The organism is Streptococcus sp. LPB0220 (assembly GCF_008727815.1).
GTDB lineage: Bacteria > Bacillota > Bacilli > Lactobacillales > Streptococcaceae > Streptococcus.
The window spans coordinates 1,018,141-1,036,188 of the sequence record NZ_CP044230.1; the positions used below are offsets into that span (position 1 = coordinate 1,018,141).

Genomic DNA, 18,048 nt, shown 5'->3' on the forward strand with positions numbered 1-18,048 from the left:
AGAAAAGGAAAGAGACTTATGACAAAACACATTCAATGGGACGGACAACTTTCACAAGAAGGATTTGATATTTTGAAAGGAGAGGGTGGCTGTATCGTCTGCCCTACAAAAGTTGGCTACATCATCATGACCAGCGACAAGGCTGGATTGGAACGGAAGTTCGAAGCCAAAGAACGCAACCGTAACAAACCTGGTGTGGTTCTTTGTGGAAGCATGGATGAACTTCGTGCCCTTGCGCAATTGAATCCTGAAATTGAAGCCTTCTACCAAAAACATTGGGATGAAGATATTTTGCTTGGTTGTATCCTTCCATGGCGCGAAGATGCTTATGCAAAATTGCAGGCTTTCGGAGATGGACGTGAAGAACTCATGACAGACGTTCGTGGTACTAGCTGTTTTGTCATCAAATTTGGTAAAGCTGGTGAGCAAATCGCCAAAGAAATGTGGGAAAAAGAAGGTAAGATGGTTTACGCCTCTTCAGCTAACCCATCCGGTAAAGGGAACCGCGGGAAGGTCGAAGGAATCGGTGAGCGGATCGAAGGTGCCGTGGACTTGGTTATCGAAGCTGATGATTATGTAGCTTCTATCCAACCAGATAAGACCATTGAAACGCGCTATGAACAAGGTGTGATGGTTTCTATGGTGGATGCAGAAGGTAAACTGATCCCAGAACAAGGAGCAGGTAGCCGTTCTGTCAATACTTGTCCAGTCGTCATCCGTAAAGGATTGGATATCGATAAGATCATGATGCACTTATCCGATCATTTCAACTCTTGGAACTACCGCCAAGGAGAATACTATTAAGAAACAGAAAAAAGCATTCCATTTGGGATGCTTTTTTGTGAAAGGATAAAAGATGGTATAATAGAGACAAACGATGTTCCAATAGAAAGGGAATTGGTATGATCTCCAGAAAAGCATTTATCGATAAAGTAAATCAGGAAGGTTTTTCCTTCAACATCCAAATCCCATGGTGGTGGTATAAAGACTTCAAGTTATTGGTTTGGAAAAAAAGGCTCTCTGAGGAGCAACTCTATCAGCTGTTTCTTTCACTTTGTAGGGAGATAGAAGGCCGGAGAATGCAAGCTCTAGAGGACGAGAGGAAGTATCAGACTGGATTTTATGTAGGTGCATGCAATGGTCGCGAGTTTCGCTTTGAGTTTGTATTCAAAAAGAATCAAGTACTAAGAGTTTATAATCTATTTGAGACAGTCAATGGTCGGAAGAAACTAACCTTGATGGATCTGCTTGATTACATTATGGATTGACGATGTATAGAAACAATAAGGGTTCACTATAGATTGATAAAAGAAGGAGTGGTTCTATGATTTCAAGAGATGAATTTTTAGAAAGAATCAATCAGGAGGGATTTTCATTTAGCATTGAAATCCCGCGCAGAAATTTTTCGGATTTTAAATCATTGGTTCGGAGAAGAAGAATTTCAGAAGAAGACCTCTATCAGCTGTTTTATAACTATTGTCAAGAACTAGAAAACTGTTTGAAAGAAGCAGGGGAGAAACGACGCTTGCTCTTCAATAAGTTTCCAGTTAGCCCCGTTCATGATAAATATAAAACGAAATTTGATACAGTGGCACCCAATGGACGCCAATTTCGCTTTGAGTTTGTCTTTAGCAATGACAATCGTTTAAAAGTTTATCACATGATCGAAACTGTTAATGGTCGTAGGAAAAAAACTCCTATGGAAATACTGATGGACCTAGTCGATGCTTTATAATGAGGATCTGTTCAAAAGTATAAGGGGGATCAAATCAAAAAAACTAGAGCGCAGGCTCTAGTTTTTTGGTTGTTGATGGGTGATGTTCTTCCCCCAAGGGATGAGATTTTCTTTTTTCTCTTTGATCCGTTGGATATTGTCTTTGTGACGAAAAATGATCAAGGTCGCTAAGGCCAAGACAATGACTGTAAAAAGCAGGTCATAATCGTGCAAGATCCATCCAGTCAAAGGGAGAAGGAGGACAGATAGAATGGCGAGTAGCGCAACGGTAACACTCGAAAACGAGATCATACTGGTTAAATACAGGCTGGCTACAAAATACACAGCTAAAATTAGTAGTAGGATAGGCGAGAAGCCAAGTAATACACCAGCACTTGTCGCCACTGCTTTTCCCCCCTTGAATCCAGCAAAAATTGGAAAAGTGTGACCTAAAACAGCTAAGAGACCAAAGACCATCGGTGAGATCCCTTGAATTCCGAAGAAAGTCGGAAGGAGAACGGCTAAAGTCCCTTTTAAGAAATCAATCGCAAAGACGATGATCCCAGCTTTCTTCCCTAAAATCCGAAAGGTATTGGTCGTTCCTGTATTGCCCGAGCCATGTTCCCGTAAATTAATATGGAAAAAGATTTTCCCAATCCATAATCCCGAAGGAATGGAGCCTAATAGATAGGCTAAAATTAAAACACTTATTTCTTTTATCATACTTTCATTATAACAAAAAGCCATCAATAGAAAAAGCAATTTTTGGAGTTCAAGTGTGACATCTGAAGAAAGTGCTCAGCCAGTATTTTATACTGAGATATAGAAATCTCCATATAAAGAGAAAAAATTTTGCAAAATTTCCTAAAAAACTGTAATATAGAAAAGATGAACAAACAGGAGGTTCCTTGTGGCAAAAAAGGAAATCAATATTAATAATTATAATGACGATGCCATTCAGGTACTAGAAGGGTTGGATGCAGTCCGTAAACGTCCAGGAATGTATATCGGATCGACCGATGGAAACGGCTTGCATCACATGGTCTGGGAGATCGTTGACAATGCGGTCGATGAAGCCTTGTCTGGCTTTGGCTCACAAATCGATGTCACGATTAATAAAGATGGTTCTCTATCGGTAGAAGACCAGGGACGTGGAATGCCGACAGGAATGCATGCTATGGGCAAACCAACCGTTGAAGTGATTTTTACGGTCCTCCACGCCGGAGGGAAGTTTGGCCAAGGAGGTTATAAGACATCTGGAGGTCTTCACGGAGTAGGATCTTCTGTCGTCAATGCCCTTTCTAGTTGGCTTGAGGTAGAAATTACCCGTGATGGAGCTGTCTACAAGCAACGCTTTGAAGATGGCGGGAAGCCTGTCACTACTCTTGAGAAGATAGGAACGGCTCCCAAGTCTAAGACAGGGACCAAGGTCACCTTCATGCCGGATCCAACCATCTTTTCAACGACGGATTTCAAATTTAATACCATTGCGGAACGGATCAAAGAATCAGCCTTCTTGCTTAAGGACGTGACGCTGACGCTGACCGACCTCCGTAAAGAAGAAGACAACCATGTGGCCTTCCACTATGAAAATGGTGTCCAAGATTTTGTAGAGTACTTGAACGAAGATAAGGAAACTTTGACACCTGTTCTCTACTTTAGTGGAGAATCAGATGGTTTTCAGGTAGAAGTAGCCATGCAATACAATGATGGTTACTCAGATAATATCTTGTCCTTCGTAAATAATGTCCGCACCAAAGATGGGGGAACCCACGAGACAGGTCTGAAGACAGCCATTACCAAGGCCATGAACGACTATGCAAGAAAGACAGGACTTCTCAAGGAAAAAGACAAAAATCTAGAAGGATCAGACTACCGCGAAGGTTTGTCTGCCGTTCTTTCAATCTTGGTCCCTGAAGCCCATTTGCAATTTGAAGGGCAAACCAAAGACAAATTAGGAAGTCCCTTGGCTCGTCCGGTAGTAGATAGCATTGTTTCTGATAAATTGACCTTCTTCCTCATGGAAAATGGGGAGTTGGCTTCTAATCTCATTCGTAAGGCTATTAAAGCCCGGGATGCGCGTGAAGCTGCTCGAAAAGCGCGAGATGAAAGTCGAAATGGCAAGAAGAGCAAAAAAGACAAAGGACTTTTATCTGGTAAATTGACACCAGCCCAGTCTAAAAATCCTAAGAAAAACGAACTCTATCTAGTCGAAGGAGATTCAGCCGGTGGTTCGGCTAAGCAAGGTCGAGACCGGAAATTCCAAGCGATTCTTCCCCTTCGTGGGAAGGTTCTTAATACTGAGAAGGCCAATATGAGTGATATCCTCAAAAACGAGGAAATCAACACCATGATCTACACCATCGGTGCTGGCGTTGGGGCAGATTTCTCAGTGGAAGACGCCAACTACGATAAGATCATTATCATGACCGACGCGGATACGGATGGTGCCCACATTCAAACCCTCCTCCTAACCTTCTTCTATCGCTATATGCGCCCTTTGGTAGAAGCAGGTCATGTCTACATTGCACTTCCTCCTCTTTATAAGATGTCGAAAGGCAAAGGCAAGATAGAAGAAGTAGCCTATGCTTGGACAGATAGCGAATTAGAAGAGTTGCGTCGGACCTTTGGCCGTGGAGCAACCCTCCAACGGTACAAAGGGTTGGGGGAAATGAATGCGGATCAGCTTTGGGAAACGACCATGAATCCAGAAACTCGTACCCTGATCCGTGTCACCATTGATGATTTAGCGCGTGCAGAACGCCGTGTCTCCGTCCTTATGGGAGATAAGGCTGCACCACGTCGTCAATGGATTGAAGATAACGTTAAGTTTACCTTAGAAGAAAATACAGTTTTTTAATCACTTTCTACTTATAAATTAAATAAGCTGGGATGTAGAAATGGTAAGGAATCGACATGAGAACTGATACAGAAATGATGAATCTGATTTTGCAGATAGCTGAGTCCTTGCAAGTGGAAGCAGTGGCCTTATCCGGTTCGCGAGCCAATCCTCGGGCACCCAAAGACGAGTTTCAAGATTATGATGTGGTCTATATCGTTGATGATCTAGAAGACCTGATTTCAGATTTATCCTGGTTGGATCAGTACGGAAACCGACTCATCGAACAGCACAACCGACTGGGACACCGTCGTCTGTATCTCATGCTCTTTGAAGATGGCAACCGTATCGATTTGACCCTCTGTCCCAAGGAGTCTATCCAAGAGTGGGTGGACAGCGAAGCAAATTTTGAAGTTATAAAAGACGACAAAGGCTTGTTTGAAGCCTATCAGCCTAATTCCAAGCGCTATTGGACCGCTCCGCCTACTGAAGAGGAATTTGCAGCCGCCTGCAATGAATTTTGGTGGGTATCGGCATATGTCGTCAAGGCCATTCGAAGAAATCAGCTTATCTATGCGACCGATCACCTCTATGGCATTTGCCAGCAAGAACTGCTCAAGGTCTTAGCTTGGCAGGTGACAAGCGATAGGGGAGTAGTTGATATCGGAAAGAACTACAAGTACCTCTTCCAGTATCTACCAGCTGAGCAAGAGAAGGAGTTCTCAGCTTTGCTTGATTTATCCAGTTTCGATAAAATCATTCAGTCTTTATTTGCTACCATGGGGCTATTCGATCGAGAAGCTCAAATTCTGGCCCAAAAGATGGGATTTACTTACGATAAGGAAGTGGCTGAGAAGATGATAGCTTATGCTAAAGAGAAACTTTCAAATCATTAATGAATCTATTTTAAACTAAAAAAAGGATCCTTTGGTTACTTGGTGTAACTGAATTCCTCTATATATAAAAGACTACTCAACATTCTTTGAAAGGAGTTGAACACGCCCTGAGTGCTGTGTGAAAAAGATAAATTTCTTATTTTCACTTTGTATTTTACGGGCTTTGTATCTTATGTCTAATATTCAAAATATGTCCTTGGAGGACATCATGGGGGAGCGCTTTGGTCGCTACTCCAAATACATTATTCAAGAACGGGCTCTTCCTGATATTCGGGATGGCTTGAAACCTGTTCAACGGCGGATTCTTTATTCTATGAATAAGGATGGCAATACCCATGACAAGGGCTACCGCAAGTCTGCCAAGTCTGTTGGAAATATCATGGGGAATTTCCACCCTCACGGGGACAGTTCCATCTACGATGCCATGGTCCGCATGTCTCAGGACTGGAAGAACCGTGAAATTTTAGTTGAAATGCACGGAAACAATGGTTCCATGGACGGTGATCCACCAGCAGCCATGCGTTATACCGAGGCGCGTTTATCTGAAATTGCAGGATATCTCCTGCAAGATATCGAAAAGAACACAGTACCATTTGCCTGGAACTTTGACGATACAGAAAAAGAGCCAACTGTTTTGCCGGCAGCCTTTCCAAACCTCTTGGTCAATGGAGCTACAGGGATTTCAGCTGGTTACGCGACTGATATTCCGCCACACAACCTTGCAGAAGTCATCGATGCTGTGGTCTACATGATCGACCATCCATCTGCCAAAGTAGACAAACTCATGGAGTTTTTACCTGGACCTGATTTCCCAACTGGTGCCATTATCCAGGGACGGGATGAGATCAAGAAAGCCTATGAAACTGGTAAGGGCAGGGTGGTTGTCCGCTCTAAAACAGAGATCGAGCAACTCAAAGGCGGTAAGCAACAAATCGTTGTCACCGAGATTCCTTATGAGATCAACAAGGCAGTCTTGGTCAAGAAGATCGACGATGTTCGTGTTAGTAACAAGGTTGCCGGTATCGCAGAAGTCCGGGATGAGTCTGACCGAGATGGTCTTCGCATTGCGATTGAGTTGAAGAAAGATGCCAATGCAGATTTGATCTTGAACTACTTGTTCAAGTATACGGATTTGCAGGTCAACTACAACTTCAATATGGTGGCAATTGACAACTACACACCACGTCAGGTGGGGATTGTACCGATTCTCTCTAGCTACATTGCACACCGTCGGGATATCATTGTCGCTCGCTCGCGCTTTGATAAGGAAAAGGCAGAACGACGCCTCCATATCGTAGAGGGCTTGATCCGCGTCATTTCTATCCTTGATGAAGTCATTGCCTTGATCCGAGCTTCTGATAATAAGGCAGATGCTAAGGAAAACCTCAAGGTCAGCTACGATTTCACGGAAGAACAAGCTGAAGCTATCGTTACCTTGCAATTGTACCGCTTGACCAATACGGATATTGTCACCTTGGAAGAAGAGCATGCTAGTCTCAAGGAGCAAATCGCGACCTTGGCAGCCATCATTGGGGATGAACGGACTATGTTTAACCTTATGAAGAAGGAGTTGCGTGAAGTCAAGAAGCTCTTTGGGAATCAGCGTCGCAGTGAATTGCAAGACACTGCTAAGACGATTGAGATTGATACAGCCAGTCTCATTGTTGAAGAGGAAACCTTTGTCAGCGTAACCCGTGCTGGTTATATTAAACGGACCTCGCCTCGTTCTTTCAATGCCTCAACACTGGAAGAAGTCGGTAAGCGAGACGATGACGAGTTGATTTTTGTAGAGCCTGCTAAGACCACTCAGCATCTCTTACTCTTTACCAACTTGGGGAATGCCATTTATCGACCAATTCACGAATTGACAGATACCAAGTGGAAGGATATCGGAGAGCACCTCAGTCAGACCTTGACCAATTTTGAGCAAGAGGAAGAAATTCTCTTTGCGGAGATTGTGGATCAGTTTGAGGGAGTAACCTACTTTGCGGCAACTCAACAAGGACAAATCAAGCGTTTTGAACGAAAAGAATTGAGCCCATGGCGGACTTATCGTTCTAAATCGACTAAGTATGCTAAGCTAAAAGACCAAGACGACCGTATTGTAGCAGTAGCACCAGTTGTACTGGAAGATATCATGATCATTACTAAAAATGGTTATGGGTTGCGCTTCAATATTGAGGAGGTCCCCGTCGTAGGAGCCAAAGCAGCAGGGGTCAAAGCCATTAACCTCAAAGACGGAGATCAAGTTGCTGCCGCCTTTAAGTCAACGACTCCAAGCATGTACATTCTGACTCAACGAGGTAGTCTCAAACGGATGTTACAAGACGATATTCCTGTGACCAGTCGGGCTAAACGGGGACTACAGGTCTTGCGTGAGTTGAAAAATAAACCACACCGCGTCTTCAAGGCAGGTCCAGTCTTCACTGACCAGGGAGATTTTGATCTCTTTACGAGCCAAGATGAAGTGGCAGAACAAGATCAAATTCTTCAGATCACTTCTACAACAGGGCAGGTGACAGAAATTGATTTGACGCAATTAAGCATTTCTGAAAGAACAAGCAATGGATCCTTTGTCAACGATACCATTTCGGATCAAGAAGTTTTTTCAGCTACCATCAAATAAAAGAAAGCGTCGGTCCATTCTAGGACTGACTTTCTTTAAAAATAAATTTTCTGAAAATTGAAAATTTCGCTTGAAATTCTCATGAAATGGTGTACAATAGTGTACATAGATTGAGAAACTGAATCGACCTGCATCAGATCGACTAGGAATAGAAAGAATTAAAAGGAGCATTATCATGACAGTATCACTTGATTGGGAAAACCTTGGCTTTTCATATATGAAATTACCTTATCGCTATTTGGCATATTATCGCAATGGAGCTTGGGAAAAAGGGGAATTGACAGAAGATGCGACTTTGCATTTGTCCGAATCTTCTCCAAGTTTGCATTACGGTCAGCAAGCCTTTGAAGGGTTGAAAGCCTACCGTACAAAAGATGGAAGCGTCCAATTGTTCCGTCCAGATCAAAACGCTAAACGTTTGCAACGCACAGCAGATCGGTTGCTGATGCCTCAAGTACCTGTTGACATGTTTGTAGATGCTTGTAAGGCAGTGGTAAAAGCCAATGAAGAGTATGTTCCACCATATGGTACAGGAGCTACCCTTTACCTTCGTCCACTTTTGATTGGGGTTGGTGATATTATTGGTGTGCATCCAGCAGATGAGTATATCTTTACCATCTTTGCCATGCCTGTCGGTAACTATTTTAAAGGTGGTTTGGTCCCAACGAACTTCTTGATTCAAGATGAGTATGACCGTGCTGCACCACATGGTACAGGGGCTGCAAAAGTTGGTGGGAACTACGCAGCTAGTATGTTGCCAGGTAAGATTGCGCATGATCGTAACTTCTCTGACGTGATTTACCTCGATCCAGCGACTCACACCAAGATTGAAGAAGTTGGTTCTGCAAACTTCTTTGGTATCACTGCTAATAACGAATTTGTGACGCCATTGAGTCCGTCTATTTTGCCATCGATCACCAAGTACTCTTTGCTTTACTTGGCAGAACACCGTCTTGGTATGACACCAATTGAAGGGGATGTCTTTATTAATGAGCTGGATCGCTTTGTAGAAGCAGGAGCTTGTGGTACCGCAGCTGTCATCTCTCCGATCGGAGGTGTTCAACACGGTGATGACTTCCATGTCTTCTATTCTGAAACAGAAGTAGGTCCTATCACACGTAAGCTCTATGACGAGTTGACCGGTATCCAATTTGGCGATGTCGAAGCGCCAGAAGGATGGATTGTCAAAGTCGATTAAACCGAAAGCATCTGAGATAAAAGTGTCCAGGCTTCAATGAGAACGAGTCTTAACGAAGGACGTAGTAGCTAAAGTTTCTCTTCATTCGCTTTTAGGCTCAAAAGAGTGCCGAATGACCTTTTCGGGGGTGGGAGAAAGAAGGAATTTCTAACTAAATTCTTTCTGCCCACTCCCTTTTCTCTTGCGTCATCAAGAGAATTTTTGTAAAATAGAAAAAGTGAAAAGAGGGTTGAAATGAGTAAAAAAGATAAGAAAATTGAGATTCAAATCGTTGATAGTAAAGTAACCGTCGGAAAAGACACTTTTGATGGATTCACTTTGTCCATTGGCAAGAAAACGATTGGTGAAATTGCAGACATGGGTGGGCAATTTGCCATTATCAAAAATGGAAATGTGGATTCTCTTTACAAAAAACTTGAAAAAGCCGTTGAAATTTTGATAGAAAATTATAATTTGAATAAATAAGGGCTTGCAATCATAATAAATCAATGGTATAATAGATCCTGTTGATTTATATGGAGAGATAGCGAAGAGGCTAAACGCGGCGGACTGTAAATCCGCTCCTTCGGGTTCGGGGGTTCGAATCCCTCTCTCTCCATTTCATTCATGGGGTATAGCCAAGCGGTAAGGCAAGGGACTTTGACTCCCTCATGCGTTGGTTCGAATCCAGCTACCCCAGTTCTTAGGTAATATCAGATAAGTGATAAAATATCTATCCAGGTATTTTATTTCTTTATAGGATGAGTCGTTAAAGATTGTAGATGATCTCATTGCGAGTGCTTGCTTAGGAAAAATAATTATAAGTATGTCAAGTTTTAGAAAACTTGATTGTTGGAGGATTTTTTAGATGAATGAATTTGAAGATTTGCTAAACAGTGTTAGCCAAGTTGAACCAGGTGACGTTGTTACTGCTGAAGTATTGACAGTTGACGCGAACCAAGCTAACGTTGCAATCTCTGGAACTGGTGTCGAAGGTGTCTTGACTCTTCGCGAATTGACAAACGATCGTGATGCTGACATCAACGACTTGGTAAAACCAGGTGAAACACTTGAATTGCTTGTTCTTCGTCAAGTAGTTGGTAAAGATACTGATACAGTAACTTACCTTGTATCTAAAAAACGTTTGGAAGCTCGCAAAGCATGGGACAAATTGGTCGGACGTGAAGAAGAAGTTGTTACTGTTAAAGGAACTCGCGCTGTTAAGGGCGGACTTTCAGTAGAATTTGAAGGACTTCGTGGATTTATTCCAGCTTCAATGCTTGATACTCGTTTTGTACGTAACACTGAACGTTTCGTAGGTCAAGAATTTGATGCTAAAATCAAAGAAGTAGATCCAAAAGAAAACCGCTTTATCCTTTCACGTCGTGAAGTTGTTGAAGCTGAATCAGCTGCAGCACGCGCAGAAGTATTTGGTAAATTGAACGTTGGTGATGTCGTAACTGGTAAAGTTGCACGTATCACAAGCTTCGGTGCCTTCATTGACCTTGGTGGTGTTGATGGATTGGTTCACTTGACAGAATTATCACACGAACGCAACGTATCACCTAAATCAGTTGTAACTGTTGGTGAAGAAATCCAAGTGAAAGTTCTTGACTTGAACGAAGAAGAAGGTCGTGTATCACTTTCATTGAAAGCTACAACCCCTGGACCTTGGGATGGCGTTGAACAAAAATTGGCTGCTGGTGATGTTATCGAAGGAACTGTTAAACGTTTGACTGACTTCGGTGCATTCGTTGAGGTATTGCCAGGTATCGACGGACTTGTACACATCTCACAAATTTCACACAAACGTGTTGAAAATCCAAAAGATGTTCTTAAAGTTGGACAAGAAGTAACTGTTAAAGTTCTTGAAGTAAATGCTGCAGATGAACGTGTATCACTTTCTATCAAAGCTCTTGAAGAACGTCCAGCTCAAGAAGAAGGCGAAAAACAAGAAAAACGTCAATCTCGCCCACGTCGTCCAAAACAAGAAAAACGCGACTTTGATCTTCCAGAAACTCAAACTGGATTCTCAATGGCTGACTTGTTTGGCGATATCGAATTGTAATATTTAAAAGAGGCTGGGACAAAAGTCCTAGCCTCTCAATTATTTTTGGATTGTCGTGCAAGACGCAGTGGTTGAGTGGGCTCTACTACGCTGATTTCATCAGCTTTTACAGCCCTACTCAACTGTGCGGTGGTGGGACGACGAAATCGAATTCTAACGAATTACCGATTTCTGTCCCACTCTCTTTTTTACTTGTAAAATCTTTAAAAATTTGATATACTATAATAGTTGCCACCCTTAGTGTAATGGATATCACGTAAGATTCCGGTTCTTGAGATGGGGGTTCGATTCCCTCAGGGTGGATGATTCATAACGAGGCTCCTCGGAGTCTTTTTTGCTCTTTCTTGGAGGAACATGCAATGACAGTAAAATTAATCGCCCATACCTTGATTGAGAAAGACGGGAAGTATCTGCTTATCAAACGCTCGAAAATAAAGCGAGGTCTCCCTAATGTCTATCCATCTTATTGGGATATTCCAGGTGGAAGTGTAGAAGAGAATGAATTGCCCAGAGAGGCTGCTCTACGTGAGGCTATTGAGGAGGTTAATCAAAAGCTTCGGATTAATAAGATTATCCACGAAGATAGTCAATTTGATGCCAGCAAAGATACTGTCTTTACACGCCTAGTTTATGCTGGCGAGATTTTGGAAGAGCGTGATTTTATATTAGATCCAGAAGAGCATACAGACTTTAAATGGATTTCTTCTTTGAAAGACATAGAGAGCAATCTCGTTGTGCCTTATTTGCTTGAAATCCTTGCTGACAAATCCAAATAAAGCAGCTAAAAAACATCCCCTTTTAATAAGGAGATGTTTTTTTCTTAGTTTTTAGAAGCTTCTTGGAATTCAGGGTTTTTCCATGCTTCATCAATGATTGCTTGCAATTCATCAGCAGAAGCTTTCATTTTTTGTTGTTCTGCATCGTTCAATGGGATGTTCACTGGACGTACAATACCGTGTGCACCTACGATGGCAGGTTGACCGATAAAGACGTTGCTAACACCATATTGACCTTCTTGGAATACAGAAAGTGGAAGTACTGCATTTTCGTCATCAAGGATTGCTTTAGTGATACGAGCAAGGGCAACAGCGATACCGTAGTATGTAGCACCTTTTTTGTTGATGATAGTGTAAGCAGCATCACGAACACCTTCGAACAATTCGATCAATTCAGTTTCTTGAACGTTTTGAGTGTCTTTAAGGAATTCTTCAAGGTTTACACCAGCGATGTTAGCGTGTGACCATACAGCGAATTCTGAGTCCCCGTGTTCACCCATGATGTAGGCGTGTACTGAACGAGCATCAACGTCCAATTTTTCAGCAAGTGCTTGACGGAAACGAGCTGAGTCAAGAGAAGTACCAGAACCGATAACGCGTTCTTTAGGGAATCCTGAGAATTTCCATGTAGAGTATGTCAAAACGTCAACTGGGTTAGCAGCTACAAGGAAGATACCGTTGAATCCTGATTCAATAACTTGTGTTACGATTGACTTGTTAATGGCAAGGTTTTTACCAACAAGATCAAGGCGAGTTTCACCTGGTTTTTGAGGAGCACCTGCAGTAATTACAACAAGGTCAGCATCCGCACAGTCAGCGTACTCAGCCGCATAGATCTTCTTAGGTGAAGTGAAGGCAAGGGCGTGGCTAAGGTCAAGCGCATCTCCGACAGCTTTTTCGTGCAATTGAGGAATTTCGATAATTCCAAGCTCTTGTGCAATTCCTTGGTTGACAAGTGCAAATGCATAAGATGAACCTACGGCACCGTCACCGACAAGGATAACTTTTTTGTGTTGTTTAGTCAAATCCATGAGTCTAAACGTCTCCTTCATTTTTTTTTGAGATAGATTCTCATACGATTTCATTCTACCACTTTTGAAAGTCTTTGTCATCTGAAACAGTATGAATCCTTGATGTAAACGTTTTTACGTTTGTGTTCCTAAGAAGAAAAATAGGCTAAAATGTGTTATAATAGTATGGTGAATTAAGTAAAGAGAGGCATTTTTTGAATGCAGGATAAGAATCTAATTGATGTGAATTTAACATCAGAAATGAAGACGAGTTTTATCGATTATGCCATGAGTGTTATCGTTGCTCGTGCCCTCCCTGATGTTCGGGATGGTTTAAAACCCGTTCACCGTCGTATTTTGTACGGAATGAATGAATTGGGTGTTTCGCCAGATAAACCACATAAGAAGTCAGCCCGTATCACAGGGGATGTTATGGGTAAATACCACCCACACGGGGATTCCTCTATTTATGAAGCCATGGTTCGGATGGCGCAATGGTGGAGTTATCGCTACATGTTAGTGGACGGTCATGGAAACTTTGGTTCCATGGACGGTGATGGTGCCGCTGCACAACGGTATACCGAAGCCCGTATGAGTAGGATCGCTCTTGAAATGTTGCGGGATATTAACAAAAATACAGTTGATTTCACTGATAACTATGATGCCAGCGAGCGCGAACCTTTGGTCTTACCTGCACGTTTTCCTAATCTTCTTGTCAATGGTGCTACTGGGATTGCTGTTGGGATGGCCACAAATATTCCTCCACACAATCTGGGAGAAACCATTGACGCAGTGAAGCTGATGATGGATAATCCTGAGGTAACGACCCGTGAACTTATGGAAGTTCTTCCTGGTCCAGATTTTCCGACAGGTGCTTTGGTCATGGGGAAATCAGGTATCCACAAAGCCTATGAAACAGGAAAAGGCTCAATTGTTCTTCGTTCTCGTACAGAAATTGAAGTAACTAAGAGTGGCCGTGAACGGATTGTTGTCACTGAGTTCCCTTATATGGTCAATAAAACCAAGGTTCACGAGCACATCGTTCGCTTGGTGCAAGAAAAACGGATCGAAGGGATTACAGCTGTACGTGATGAATCAAACCGTGAAGGGGTTCGTTTTGTGATTGAGGTCCGCCGAGATGCTTCGGCTAACGTTATTTTGAACAACCTCTTTAAGATGACACAAATGCAAACCAATTTTGGATTCAATATGTTGGCGATCCAAAATGGAGTTCCAAAGATTCTTTCTCTTCGCCAAATTTTAGGTGCTTATATTGAGCACCAGAAAGAAGTGGTGACTCGACGGACCATCTTTGATAAAGAAAAAGCGGAAGCACGTGCCCATATCTTAGAAGGTTTGCTCATTGCCTTGGATCACATCGATGAAGTGATCCGGATCATCCGCAATAGCCAGACAGACGCTGAAGCACAAGCTGAATTGATGGCTAAATTCAAGCTCTCTGAACGTCAAAGTCAAGCCATTTTGGACATGCGTCTTCGTCGTTTGACTGGTTTGGAACGAGACAAGATCCAAAGTGAATACGATGATTTGGTTGCCCTGATTGCTGATTTGGCTGATATTTTGGCGAAACCAGAACGTGTGGCTACCATCATCAAGGAAGAACTGGAAGAAGTCAAACGCAAGTTTGGCGATGCTCGTCGAACTGAGTTGATGGTTGGAGAAGTCCTTTCTCTTGAAGATGAGGACTTGATTGAAGAAACAGATGTCTTGATCACCCTTTCTAACAAAGGCTACATCAAACGTTTGGACCAAGCGGAATTTACGGCTCAAAAACGTGGTGGACGTGGTGTTCAGGGAACTGGTGTCAAAGATGATGACTTTGTCCGTGAACTGGTCTCTACGAGCACCCATGATCATTTGCTCTTCTTTACCAATAAAGGGCGTGTCTATCGTCTGAAAGGTTATGAGATTCCAGAATATGGCCGGACAGCCAAAGGATTACCAATCGTCAACCTCTTAAAATTGGACGAAGGTGAATCGATTCAAACCATTATCAATGTGGAGCAAGATCGCAGTGACGAGGCTTATCTCTTCTTTACGACGCGACAAGGTTTGGTCAAGCGGACCAATGTAGCTGAATTTTCAAATATCCGTCAGAACGGTCTCAAAGCTCTGAATCTGCGCGATGAGGATGAATTGATCAATGTCTTCCTTACAGATGGCAATGCTGACGTCATTATCGGTACCAAGTATGGTTATTCTGTCCGCTTTAATGAGGCTGTAGTTCGGAATATGGGACGCTCTGCTACAGGTGTACGTGGTGTGAATCTCCGTGAAGGAGACAAGGTTGTTGGTGCTAGTGTCGTTACGGATCAAGATGAAGTATTGATCATCACTGAAAAAGGGTATGGTAAACGTACAATGGCTAGCGAATACCCAACCAAAGGCCGTGGCGGTAAAGGAATCAAGACAGCCAATATCACAGAGAAAAATGGTCCCTTAGCTGGTCTTTTAACTGTTAAAGGGGATGAAGATCTGATGATCATTACCGATACCGGAGTTATGATCCGGACAGGTGTGGCTAACATTTCTCAAACGGGTCGTTCAACTCAGGGTGTGAAAGTCATGAGACTGGATCAGGATGCGAAAATTGTGACCTTTACAACTGTCCAGCCTGATGAAAAAGATGAAGAAGTAGTGGAAGAAAACGAATAGATAAGGGGACAGCATGTCACGCAAAAGAAAAAAGAAAAAGAGTTTACGCAATACTCTTATCAACATCGTTGCAACACTTTTGATTATTCTCTCGCTTCTCTTGATTTTCAATGCTCCGATCCGAAATATGATTATGGTTTGGCATACCAACCAATACCAGGTTAGCAAGGTCGATAAAAAAACCATTGACAAGAATAAAGAAGTGAAGACGAGCTTTGATTTCCAACATGTCCAGTCACTCTCGACGGAAGCCGTCATCAATGCCTAATGGCAAGCTCAAAAGCTACCAGTAATTGGGGGGATTTCGATTCCTGAATTAAACATGAACCTTCCGATCTTTAAGGGGCTTGAAAATGTAGCCCTCTACTACGGAGCAGGGACCATGAAGGAAAACCAAGTCATGGGGCAAGGCAATTATTCTCTTGCTAGTCACCACGTGTTTGGTCTAACTGGAGCAAATGCCATGTTATTCTCACCATTAGAGAAAGCCAAGGCGGGTATGAAGATCTACATCACGGATAAAGAAAAAATCTATACTTATGTCATCTCGTCTGTTGAGACAGTGACTCCAGACCGTGTAGATGTCATTCAAGATCGTGAAGGTGTCAATGAGATCACCTTGGTGACTTGTGAGGATGCTGCAGCGACTTACCGTACGATTGTAAAAGGAAATTTGGAAACCTCTGTTGACTATGACAAGGCTCCAAAAGACATCCTGGATTCATTCAGCAAGTCTTATAATCAAATGCAACTTTAAGAAAATAAAGCCCGAGGCAGAGTGAACTGCACCCCAAAAGTTAGACAGAAAAAAATCTAACTTTTGGGGTGTTTTTATTATGAAATTAACTTATGAAGATAAAGTTCAGATCTATGAACATAAAAAACAAGGGCGAAGCTTCAAAGAGCTTTCAAATCAATTTGGGATAAACATTTCTAATCTTAAGTACATGATTAAATTGATTGATCGTTATGGAATAGAAATCGTCAAAAAAGGAAAGAATTGTTACTATTCTCCCGAACTAAAACAAGAAATCATTGATAAAGTTCTGCTTGAAAGTCGTTCACAAATAAAGGTATCTCTAGATTATGCTCTTCCAAGTGTTGGAATGTTGCATAATTGGATAGCACAATATAAGAAAAACGGGTATACTATTGTTGAGAAAACAAGAGGAAGGATACCTAAAATGGGACGTAAGCCAAAGAAGAAACCCGAAGAGATGACAGAACTAGAACGTCTTCAAGCAGAAAATGAGTACTTGAGAGCGGAGAATGCGGTTCTAAAAAAGTTGAGAGAACTCCGATTGAGGGACGAAAAAGAGCAAGAAGAAAAACGGAAATTGTCCGAGGATTGGTAACAGAGTTTGCTTTAGAGATTCTTCTAAAGATTATTAAGCTTGCCCGTTCAACTTATTATTATCATTTAAAACAGCTCGATCAAAGCGATAAGGATTATGATGTTAAAGTTGAAATTCAATCTATTTTTACTGAGCATAAAGGGAATTACGGCTATCGTCGAATGACTCTTGAATTGAGGAATCGTGGTTTTGTAGTGAATCATAAGAAGGTCCAACGTCTGATGAAGGTCCTTGGTTTAAGTGCTCGTATTCGTCGTAAACGGAAGTATTCTTCATACCAAGGAGAGATTGGTAAGAAAGCAGATAATCTTATTCAACGCCAATTTGAAGCAACCAAGCCAATGGAAAAGTGCTACACAGATGTGACCGAGTTTGCCATTCCAGCAAGCAATCAAAAACTTTATTTATCGCCAGTTTTAGATGGTTTTAATAGCGAAATTATCGCCTATAATCTTTCGACTTCACCGAATTTAGAACAAGTGAAAGCTATGTTAGACCAGGCCTTTACTGAGAATCATTACACAAATACAATTCTTCATAGTGATCAAGGATGGCAGTATCAACACCAGTATTATCATCGTTTTTTAGAGGATAAAGGAATTCAACCGTCCATGTCACGTAAAGGAAACAGCCCAGACAACGGCATGATGGAATCCTTCTTTGGCATTTTGAAATCGGAAATGTTTTATGGTTACGAGAATACATTTAAGTCACTTAACCAATTGGAACAAGCTATTGTAAACTATATTGACTATTACAACAACAAACGAATTAAGGTAAAACTAAAAGGACTTAGTCCTGTGCAATACAGGACTAAATCCTTAACTTAAATTATTTGTCTAACTTTTTGGGGTCAGTACAGAGATGCCGGGGCTTTTTTCTTTATAGTATGGCATGAAATAACTAAAGGA

At 42.0% G+C, this 18,048-nt stretch carries 14 protein-coding genes, 3 tRNA genes and 1 pseudogene; 16 read left to right on the forward strand and 2 right to left on the reverse strand.

Translation table 11 applies throughout. From position 1 onward, the window contains the following. Positions 1-18 precede the first annotated feature (18 nt). From LPB220_RS05395 to LPB220_RS05405, 3 genes are all read left to right on the forward strand, one after another. Positions 19-804, forward strand: coding sequence for an L-threonylcarbamoyladenylate synthase (locus LPB220_RS05395; RefSeq protein WP_003003291.1), 786 nt, complete (start codon positions 19-21; stop codon positions 802-804). Positions 805-902: 98 nt separating this feature from the next. Further along, positions 903-1,268, forward strand: a complete 366-nt coding sequence (locus tag LPB220_RS05400; protein ID WP_150905998.1) for a hypothetical protein — start codon at positions 903-905, stop codon at positions 1,266-1,268. Positions 1,269-1,324: 56 nt separating this feature from the next. Continuing rightward, positions 1,325-1,735, forward strand: a complete 411-nt coding sequence (locus tag LPB220_RS05405; protein WP_150906000.1) for a hypothetical protein — start codon at positions 1,325-1,327, stop codon at positions 1,733-1,735. A gap of 57 nt (positions 1,736-1,792) precedes the next feature. Here LPB220_RS05405 and plsY read toward each other — a convergent pair whose 3' ends face one another. Beyond that, positions 1,793-2,437: a glycerol-3-phosphate 1-O-acyltransferase PlsY gene (plsY, locus tag LPB220_RS05410; protein ID WP_150906002.1), complete on the reverse strand. Its 645-nt coding sequence runs from the start codon at positions 2,435-2,437 to the stop codon at positions 1,793-1,795. Between the two features lie 187 nt (positions 2,438-2,624). Here plsY and parE point away from each other — a divergent pair, with 187 nt between their 5' ends. From parE to LPB220_RS05465, 10 genes are all read left to right on the forward strand, one after another. Beyond that, positions 2,625-4,574 (forward strand): DNA topoisomerase IV subunit B, encoded by a 1,950-nt coding sequence (parE, locus tag LPB220_RS05415; RefSeq protein ID WP_150906004.1) that lies wholly within the window; start codon positions 2,625-2,627, stop codon positions 4,572-4,574. 56 nt (positions 4,575-4,630) lie between these two features. After that, complete coding sequence (locus LPB220_RS05420) at positions 4,631-5,449, forward strand: aminoglycoside 6-adenylyltransferase (RefSeq protein WP_150906006.1); 819 nt, start codon at positions 4,631-4,633, stop codon at positions 5,447-5,449. A 172-nt stretch (positions 5,450-5,621) separates the two neighbouring features. Further along, positions 5,622-8,075 (forward strand): DNA topoisomerase IV subunit A, encoded by a 2,454-nt coding sequence (gene parC / locus LPB220_RS05425; protein WP_150906008.1) that lies wholly within the window; start codon positions 5,622-5,624, stop codon positions 8,073-8,075. 175 nt (positions 8,076-8,250) lie between these two features. After that, on the forward strand, positions 8,251-9,273 hold the full coding sequence (locus tag LPB220_RS05430; RefSeq protein WP_021153134.1) for a branched-chain amino acid aminotransferase: 1,023 nt from the start codon (positions 8,251-8,253) through the stop codon (positions 9,271-9,273). A 234-nt stretch (positions 9,274-9,507) separates the two neighbouring features. Further along, entirely contained in the window at positions 9,508-9,738 is a 231-nt protein-coding gene (locus LPB220_RS05435; protein WP_021153135.1) for a DUF2969 domain-containing protein, read from the forward strand. Between the two features lie 52 nt (positions 9,739-9,790). Next, positions 9,791-9,871, forward strand: a tRNA-Tyr gene (locus LPB220_RS05440). A 9-nt stretch (positions 9,872-9,880) separates the two neighbouring features. Then, positions 9,881-9,952, forward strand: a tRNA-Gln gene (locus tag LPB220_RS05445). Between the two features lie 168 nt (positions 9,953-10,120). Then, positions 10,121-11,320, forward strand: a complete 1,200-nt coding sequence (gene rpsA / locus LPB220_RS05450) for a 30S ribosomal protein S1 (RefSeq protein WP_003011990.1) — start codon at positions 10,121-10,123, stop codon at positions 11,318-11,320. A gap of 231 nt (positions 11,321-11,551) precedes the next feature. Continuing rightward, a tRNA-Arg gene (locus LPB220_RS05460) sits at positions 11,552-11,623 on the forward strand. A gap of 56 nt (positions 11,624-11,679) precedes the next feature. Next, a complete protein-coding gene (locus tag LPB220_RS05465) occupies positions 11,680-12,096 on the forward strand; it encodes an NUDIX hydrolase (protein WP_045759394.1) in 417 nt (138 codons plus the stop codon). 44 nt (positions 12,097-12,140) lie between these two features. Here the strand turns inward: LPB220_RS05465 and LPB220_RS05470 are convergent, their stop codons facing one another. Further along, on the reverse strand, positions 12,141-13,127 hold the full coding sequence (locus tag LPB220_RS05470; protein WP_021153137.1) for an L-lactate dehydrogenase: 987 nt from the start codon (positions 13,125-13,127) through the stop codon (positions 12,141-12,143). A gap of 198 nt (positions 13,128-13,325) precedes the next feature. Here LPB220_RS05470 and gyrA point away from each other — a divergent pair, with 198 nt between their 5' ends. The 3 genes and pseudogenes from gyrA to LPB220_RS05485 all read left to right on the forward strand — a co-directional run bounded on the left by gyrA (position 13,326) and on the right by LPB220_RS05485 (position 17,967). Next, the gene (gene gyrA / locus LPB220_RS05475; RefSeq protein WP_150906010.1) at positions 13,326-15,782 is read left to right on the forward strand and encodes a DNA gyrase subunit A; all 2,457 of its coding nucleotides are present in this window, start codon (positions 13,326-13,328) and stop codon (positions 15,780-15,782) included. Positions 15,783-15,795: 13 nt separating this feature from the next. Further along, positions 15,796-16,539, forward strand: a pseudogene (locus LPB220_RS05480) (class A sortase). Positions 16,540-16,618: 79 nt separating this feature from the next. After that, positions 16,619-17,967 (forward strand): IS3 family transposase gene (locus tag LPB220_RS05485; RefSeq protein ID WP_118398572.1). Its coding sequence is split into 2 segments (ribosomal slippage): positions 16,619-17,060 and positions 17,060-17,967, totalling 1,350 coding nucleotides; the frame shifts between segments, so codons are not numbered across the junction. Positions 17,968-18,048: the final 81 nt, after the last annotated feature.